The sequence below is a fragment of the Micromonospora sp. 4G55 genome, from assembly GCF_016803375.1.
On record NZ_JAEVHN010000314.1, the window covers coordinates 1 to 6,953 of the forward strand.

Annotated in this window: 6 protein-coding genes and 2 pseudogenes; 4 read left to right on the top strand and 4 right to left on the bottom strand. The window is 74.5% G+C overall.

What is annotated here, in order from left to right; genetic code table 11:
* The first annotated feature begins 121 nt into the window (after positions 1–121).
* Both JNW89_RS22535 and JNW89_RS22540 read left to right on the top strand, forming a co-directional pair.
* Positions 122–721, top strand: a complete 600-nt coding sequence (locus JNW89_RS22535; RefSeq protein ID WP_238450407.1) for a hypothetical protein — start codon at positions 122–124, stop codon at positions 719–721.
* Entirely contained in the window at positions 718–1,311 is a 594-nt protein-coding gene (locus JNW89_RS22540) for an FHA domain-containing protein (RefSeq protein WP_238450408.1), read from the top strand. Before JNW89_RS22535 ends, JNW89_RS22540 begins: the two co-directional genes overlap by 4 nt.
* A gap of 233 nt (positions 1,312–1,544) precedes the next feature.
* Here JNW89_RS22540 and JNW89_RS22545 read toward each other — a convergent pair whose 3' ends face one another.
* On the bottom strand, positions 1,545–2,327 hold the full coding sequence (locus JNW89_RS22545) for an SAM-dependent methyltransferase (RefSeq protein ID WP_309140017.1): 783 nt from the start codon (positions 2,325–2,327) through the stop codon (positions 1,545–1,547).
* Positions 2,328–2,474: 147 nt separating this feature from the next.
* Between JNW89_RS22545 and JNW89_RS22550 the strand changes: the two genes are divergently transcribed.
* On the top strand, positions 2,475–2,945 hold the full coding sequence (locus JNW89_RS22550) for a hypothetical protein (RefSeq protein WP_238450409.1): 471 nt from the start codon (positions 2,475–2,477) through the stop codon (positions 2,943–2,945).
* Here the strand turns inward: JNW89_RS22550 and JNW89_RS22555 are convergent.
* Both JNW89_RS22555 and JNW89_RS22560 read right to left on the bottom strand, forming a co-directional pair.
* Positions 2,926–3,411 carry a GNAT family N-acetyltransferase gene (locus JNW89_RS22555; RefSeq protein WP_238450410.1) on the bottom strand — a complete coding sequence of 162 codons (486 nt, stop codon included), beginning with the start codon at positions 3,409–3,411 and terminating at the stop codon, positions 2,926–2,928. The two genes, JNW89_RS22550 and JNW89_RS22555, sit on opposite strands and share 20 nt — an antisense overlap.
* A 10-nt stretch (positions 3,412–3,421) precedes the next feature.
* Positions 3,422–5,779 (bottom strand): glycoside hydrolase family 65 protein, encoded by a 2,358-nt coding sequence (locus JNW89_RS22560; RefSeq protein ID WP_238450411.1) that lies wholly within the window; start codon positions 5,777–5,779, stop codon positions 3,422–3,424.
* Between the two features lie 168 nt (positions 5,780–5,947).
* Here JNW89_RS22560 and JNW89_RS38970 point away from each other — a divergent pair.
* Positions 5,948–6,569: pseudogene (locus JNW89_RS38970) on the top strand (phosphatase PAP2 family protein).
* A 129-nt stretch (positions 6,570–6,698) separates the two neighbouring features.
* Here the strand turns inward: JNW89_RS38970 and JNW89_RS22570 are convergent.
* Positions 6,699–6,953: pseudogene (locus JNW89_RS22570) on the bottom strand (prepilin peptidase); the annotation flags it as partial.

The following is a 6,953-nucleotide window of genomic DNA, read 5'->3' on the forward strand; positions in this document are numbered from 1 at the left end:
CGCTGCCCACGCCCGCCCCGGTGGAGCTGCCGGCCCAGGTGCCCTTCGGCGAGCTGGAACTCAACGCCGAGTCGCCCCGAGCAGGTGGTGGCCGTCGGTAACCGCGCGGACGCCGGTGCGGTTGACCGGGTTGACGCTGATCGGGCCGTCCCGGGGCGACCTGCGGATCGTCGCGGACGGGTGCACCACCCGACCGCTCGCGCCGGGCGACCGGTGCGCGGTGCGGCTGGTCGCCGTCCCGCACGCCGCCGGACCGATCCGGGCGTCGCTCGAGCTGACCGTGGACGGCCGGCGGTTCGCCACCCCGGTCGTCGGCACCGGCCGACCCCGGTCCGCGAGCCGGGACGACGCGCCGCCCGGCCCCTGCTACGCCGACGCCTACCAGGTCGGCGCGTCCGCGTACGGGCACGCGGGCGGGCTGCGGGCGATCTCCGTCAAGCAGTACTGGTCGCCGAGCTGCCGGGCCACGATGGCGTACGTCTGGGTGTGGAAGCAGTACCGGGACAACGCGGCCACCGGCGGCGGCACCTGGACCGTCGACCTGGGGGTACGCGCCGACCGGCCCACGCCCGCCCGGCAGCGCGCGGTCGGGCAGCCGTACGAGCTGTGGACCGAGCCGTACCCGTCGGCGGGGCGGTGCACCACGGCGACGGCGACGGTCACCGCCGACCGGTCTCAGGTGGCCACCACCGCGACCACCGAGCCCTGGTGCGACCGGTGACCGCCGGATACCTCGAGGTCCACGGGGTGGGCGCGGTCCGGCTGGTGCCGCTGACCACCGACGCGTTGACCATCGGCCGGGCGCCCGGCAACGAGCTGCCCATCGACAGCAAACTGGTCTCCCGGCTGCACGCCCTGGTGGAACGGTTCCCGTCCGGCTGGACGATCCGCGATCTGGGCAGCACCAACGGCACCACCGTCAACGGCGCCCCGGTGCGGGAGGCCCGGCTGCTGCGCGACGGCGACCGGGTGGAGATCGGCCCGGCCCGGCTGCTGTTCCGCGCGCCGGCGGAACTCACCGGCACCCGGACGGTGGGCGTCGAGCCGCCGCCGGCGCCCCCGGCGCTGACCCGGCGGGAACAGGAACTGGTCGAGGTGCTCTGCCGCCCGTACGTCGAGGGCGGCAGCGCCTTCCCCGAGCCGCCCACCGTGCGGGCGCTGGCCACCGCGCTCGGCGTCAGCGAGAGCGCCGTGAAGAAGCACCTGACCAACCTGTACGACAAGTTCGGGCTGGTCACCAACGACGAGCGGCGCCGGTCCCGGCTGGCCGGCGAAGCGGTGCGCCGAGGGGCGGCGGGGCTCCCCGGCTGACGTACGCGTGCCCCTCCGGGCCACGTCCCACGCGGCCCGGAGGGCACACCCCCTGTTTCCTCCAGGCGTGTCGCGCCCCCGCGAAGGGTCCACGAGGTCGCCGGCGCACGCCTCCCCCGGTGCGCCGGGCGCCGGGCCGGAGGACGTGGCCGACAGCGCCCGCCAGGAATCACACCAGGCCGGGCGCCCGCCGACAGGTGTCCGAACGGGGAGGGTTTCCGCCCGGGAGTGGGTCAGCGGCGGACGCCGACGCCGCCGTACCCGTGGGAGACGCGTTGCTGCGGCTCGCCGTCCGGCCGCCACTCGGCCACCCGCACCAGGCCGGGCTCGACCAGGTCGTACCCGTCGAGGAAGCGCAGGATGTCGGCGTGCGTGCGGGGCACCAGCGGCGCGCTGCTGCGCTGGTAGACCGCCGTGCCCCGCTGGGCCGGCAGCGGCGGCGCGCCGTCGGAGGTGAGGTGGGAGACCACCAGGAGGCTGCCGGGAACGGTGGCGTCGCGCAGCCGGGCCACCGCGGCGTACGGGTCCTCCGCGTCGGTGACGAAGTGCAGCACCGCCACCAGCAGCACCGCGACCGGCCGGTCGAGGTCGAGGAAGGACCGCACGTCGGGGTGGGCGAGCAGTTCGTCCGGGCGGCGCAGGTCGGCGCGGACGACCACCGTGCCGTCGTCGGTGGGCAGCAGCCGCCGGGCGTACGCGACGGCGACCTCGTCGACGTCGACGTAGACCACCCGCGAGTCGGGTGCGACCTGACGGACGATCTCGTGCACGTTGCCCTGGGTGGGCAGGCCCGCGCCGATGTCGAGGAACTGGCGTACGCCCCGCTCGGCGGCGAACCGGACGGCCCGGCGCAGGAAGTGGCGGTTGGCCTGGGCGGCGACGCCGGTGTCCGGGAAGATCGACAGGATCTGCTCGGCGGCGGCCCGGTCGGCGGCGAAGTTGTGGCAGCCACCCAGGAAGTAGTCGTACATCCGGGCGACGTTGGGCCGCAGCTCGGCGTCGGTCGGCGCGACCACCGGAAACTCCCCTCGCTCGGCGACGTCGCGCCTGCATGTCTAGCACCCGCAGCGACGCTACGCTGACCCGTCGTGTCGGTGATCCGGCTGCCGTGCGTCCGCCGCTGCCGTACGACGGGGGCACGACCGTCGCCGAGGAGGTACGCGATGACCCGTCAGCGGGAGACCGTCGAGGTCGATCCGGTCCTGTTCCGAGCCGTGTACGACTCGCCCGCGGCGCTGCCCGGGCGGCACCGGTGGGTCACTCCGGAACACGACGTGCGGCGGATCGAGAAGCTGCTCGGGATGCCGGCGGCGAGCATCGGGGCGCCGCTCTGGGTCAGCGGCGACGAGCCGGACTGTCCGAAGTGCGGCCGCCGGCAGACCTGGTTGGACATCGTCTCCTCGGCGCTGAAGGGCGTGCACGACACAGCGATGATCGCCACCGTCATCCTCGGCGACCGCAAGTACGTCAACACCGAGGTGCCGGACGGGATCGCCGGGGTGCACTGCGTCGACTGCCACACCCCGATCGAGGGGCTGCGCAGCTTCAAGTGCCACAACTGGGCGTACGCCTTCGAGGCGCTGGAAGCGGTGCGGGAGCGGATGGCGAGCGGGGTCAGTCGGCCAGTTCCCTGACGTGGCGCAGCCCGGGGTGGCCGTCGAGCAGCACCTCACCGACCGGCGTGAAACCGGCCCGGCGCAGCACCGCCAGCGAGCCGGCGTTGTCCAGCGTCGCCGAGGCGGTCAGCCGGACCAACCCGTACGCGTCGCGGGCCAGGTCGCACACCTGCCGAACGCCGGCGGTGGCCAGGCCGCGCCCGGCGGCCCGTTCGGCGACCCGGTAGCCCAGGTCGGCCTCGCCGTCGGCAACGTCGACCAGGTTGAACCGACCCAGCACCTCGCCGTCGTCGTCGACCAGGACGTGGAAGTGGCAGTTGCCGGTCTCCTGCTCGGCGAGCAGCGCGGCGTGCCGGGCGGCGAATTGCGCGAAGTAGTCGTCGCCCCGGTCCGGCACGCTGCGGGCGAAGTACGCGCGGTTCTCCCGCTCGAACGTCAGCAGCGCGGGAGCGTGGTCGGGCGTCAGACGCTGGAGTTCCGGCACCCGCGCCACCCTAGCCGGCCGAGCGGCGGGCGGGACGCCGGCCGGCCGGGGACGGCGGCTCGGGGCCCGGGTTCGGCACCGGCGGCATGGGCCGGGTCAGCGCCGTCTGACCGGTGACGGTCACCGGCTCCCCGGCGTGCCGGAGCGTGACCTCGACCTCCGGGGCGGCGTCGGGCAACTCGTAGCGGGCCTCGTCCCGGGTGAGGGTGACCCGCAGCCGCTGCCCGCGCCAGCGCAGCCCGAAGGCCAGCCGGTCGAGCCGGGCCGGCAGCCGAGGGTCGAAGGACAGCTCGCCCCGCTGGTCGCGCAGCCCGCCGAAGCCCTCCACCACCGCCGTCCAGGCGCCGGCCAGCGCGGCCAGGTGCAGCCCGTCGCTGGTCTTGTCCCCCAGGTCTGCCAGGTCGTGCAGCGCCGCCTCGGCGAACAGGTCGTACGCCAGGTCCAGGTGCCCGATCTCGGCGGCGAGCACCGCCTGCGAGGCGGCGGAGAGCGACGAGTCGCGGACGGTCCGGGCCTGGTAGTAGGCGAAGTTGCGCCGCTTCTCGTCGGCGGTGAACTCGCCGGGGCAGCGCTGCATGGCCAGCACCAGGTCGGCCTGCTTGACCACCTGCTTGCGGTAGAGCTCCAGATAGGGAAAGTGCAGCAGCAGCGGGTAGTCGTCCTCGGTCAGCGCGGCGAAGTCCCACTCGGGCTGCTCCGTGAAGCCGGCCGCCTGCTGGTGCACGCCCCGCTTGCCGTCGTACGGGAGGTGGACCGCGTCGGCGGCGGCCCGCCAGCCGGTGATCTCGGCCGGGCTGACGCCCAGTTCCCCGGCGCGCCCGGGGTGCCGTTCGGCGGCGTCGGCGGCGCCGAGCAGGTTGCGCCGGGCCATCACGTTGGTGAAGAGGTTGTCGTCGACCAGGGCGGCGTACTCGTCCGGGCCGGTGACGCCGGTGATGTGGAAGGCGCCTTCGTCCGAGAAGTACCCGAAGCCGTGCCAGAGCCGGGCCGAGGCGACCAGCAGCTCCAGCCCGACCCCGGCGAGCAGGTCGTCGTCCCCGGTGGCCGCGACGTAGCGCAGCACCGCGTCGGCGATGTCGGCGTTGACGTGCAGGGCGGCGGTGCCGGCGGGCCAGTAGCCGGAGCACTCCCGGCCGCTGATGGTCCGCCACGGGAAGGTCGCGCCGGGCAGCCGCAGCTCGGCGGCACGCTCCCGGGCCTCGGGCAGGTGGGCGTGCCGCCAGCGCAGCGCCGACCGGGTCACCTCCGGCGCCAGGTACGTCAGCACCGGCAGCACGTAGCCCTCGGTGTCCCAGAGGACGTGCCCGTCGTAGCCGTTGCCGGTCAGCCCCTTCGCCGCAATGGTCCGGTCGCCCTCGGCCCGGCCGGCCTGGAGCAGGTGGAAGACGGCGAACCGGATGGCCTGCTGGAGCTCGGGGTCGCCGTCGAGTTCCACGTCGGCGGTCTGCCAGTGCCCGTCGAGGGCGGCCCGCTGGTCGGCGAGGAGGGCGTCGAAGCCGTACTCCCGGGCCGCGTCGGCCTCGGCGGCGACCAGGTCGGCCAGCTCGTTCGCCGCCATGCCGTCGACGGGCGTGCACTCGTGCGCGGCGTACTTGGTGATCCGCAGCCGCTGGCCGGGGCGCAGCCGGCCCTCGACGCACATCCGGAGGCGGTCGGCGGTGCAGTCGTCGGAGGTGGCGAAGCCCTCCGGAACCTCGGACTCGTGGGTGACCGCGACCGCGACCCGCTGGGCGCTGCGGTCGGTGCGGTGCACCAGCACGCCGGAGCCGCCGTCGCAGCGGTGGGCCTCGGCGTTCAGCGGGTCGCGGATCACCGAGGCGGCCCGGGGATCGTCGGGGCGCTCCGGCACCCGCTCGTTGGCCTGCACGTCCGAGCAGAGCCGGAGTTCGACCGGCGCGTCGCCCAAGGGCTCGACCTCGTAGCGGACGGCGGCGATCGGGTGCCGGGGCAGCGACACCAGCCGGGTGCTGCGAACGCGGACCCCGTGCCCGCCCGGCGAGATCCACTCGGTGTCCCGGCGCACCACGCCGGCGCGCAGGTCGAGCACCCGCTCGTGGGCGCGCAGCGTCCCGGTGCGCAGGTCCAGCTCGTCGCCGCCCACCCAGAGCCGGATCAGGGCGGCGTTGGGCGCGCTGACCACGGTGTCGCTGCGCTGCGGGAAGGCGTACCCGTCCTCCGGGTAGCTGAGTTCGCGCTGCTCGTGGAAGCCGTTGAGGTAGCTGCCGGACATCCCGTACGGCTCGCCCTCGTCCAGCATGCCGCGCCAGCCCACCCAGCCGTTGCTGAGCGCGAAGACCGACTCGGTCTCGCCGAGCCGGTCGCTGTCGGCCGCGGTACGCCGCACCAGCCAGTTCTCGTCACTACGCACGGAACTCCCGTTACCCGTGGTCGGCGGCCAGCCAATCCGCCCCGGGCTGTGAAGTCGCTGAGACGAAGGTCAGGGCCAAACCCTCACCATCGCACGGTGCCGGCCGCCTCCGTCATTCGTACCGTCTGCCCGAGGTAAACGGGGTATGAACATTTGGTGAGGTGAGGCATGGTGCAGACCGATACGACGGACGTTCCCGACATCAGCGTGGAGTGGTACCGGGAGATCACCGACGTCGCTGACTCCACCCCGTCGTCGGTGCAGTGGTTCGCGGGGCACTTCACCGAGGCGGCGATCCTGCTGCTCGGCGCGCTGTTCCTGTTCGCCGCCGCGCCCCGGCTGCTGCGCGGCGGGCCGTGGGACCGGGCGGTCGCGCTGGTCGCGCCGGTCACCGTGGTCCTCGCGTACGCGGGCAGCGAGGCGCTGAAGACCGTCTTCGACGAGGATCGACCCTGCCGGCAAGTCGCGACCGTGGTGGCCGGGCACTGCCCGCCGGTCGGCGACTGGTCCTTCCCGAGCAACCACGCCACCATCGCCGGCGCGCTCGCCGCGGCCCACCCTGCTGCTCTCCCGCCGGCTCGGGCTGGTCGCCGCGCCGCTGGCGCTGCTCGCCGCGCTCTCCCGGGTCTTCGTCGGCGTGCACTACCCGCACGACGTGGCCGCCGGCCTGTTCCTCGGCGCCCTGGTGACGCTGGCCGGCACGCCGCTGATCGCCCGCCCCGTCGCCGACCTGCTGGCCCGCCACACCACCCACCCGGACCGACTCCCGGCCACCGCCGAGCATCCCTGACCGCCCGACCGGCCCCACCCCGGCTCGGCCGGAACCCCGGTGATCAAGAAGTTTGCGTCTCGGGAAAGGGCTCTCCCTGACGCAAACCTCTTGATCACCGAGTGGGTTGGCGGGCCGGGGCGGGTGGGGTCAGGTGGGGAGGAGGAGGGCGGCGCAGGTGCCGAGGATCAGGAAGGGGCCGAAGGGGAGGTGGCTCGACCAGCTGACCCGGCGGGCCAGCAGCAGCGCGAGGCTGACCACCGCCGACAGGGCGAAGGTGAGCAGCAGCCCGGCGACCAGCACCGGCCAGCCGTACCAGCCGAGCAGCATGCCCACGCTCAGCGCGAGTTTGGCGTCGCCGAGGCCGAAGCCGCGCCGGCCGAGCAGCAGCGTGGTGGCGGCGAA

Excerpts from the sequence above, each read along its gene's own strand:
- JNW89_RS22550 (WP_238450409.1), top strand. The coding sequence starts at position 2,475 with ATGACCCGTCAGCGGGAGACCGTCGAGGTCGATCCGGTCCTGTTCCGA.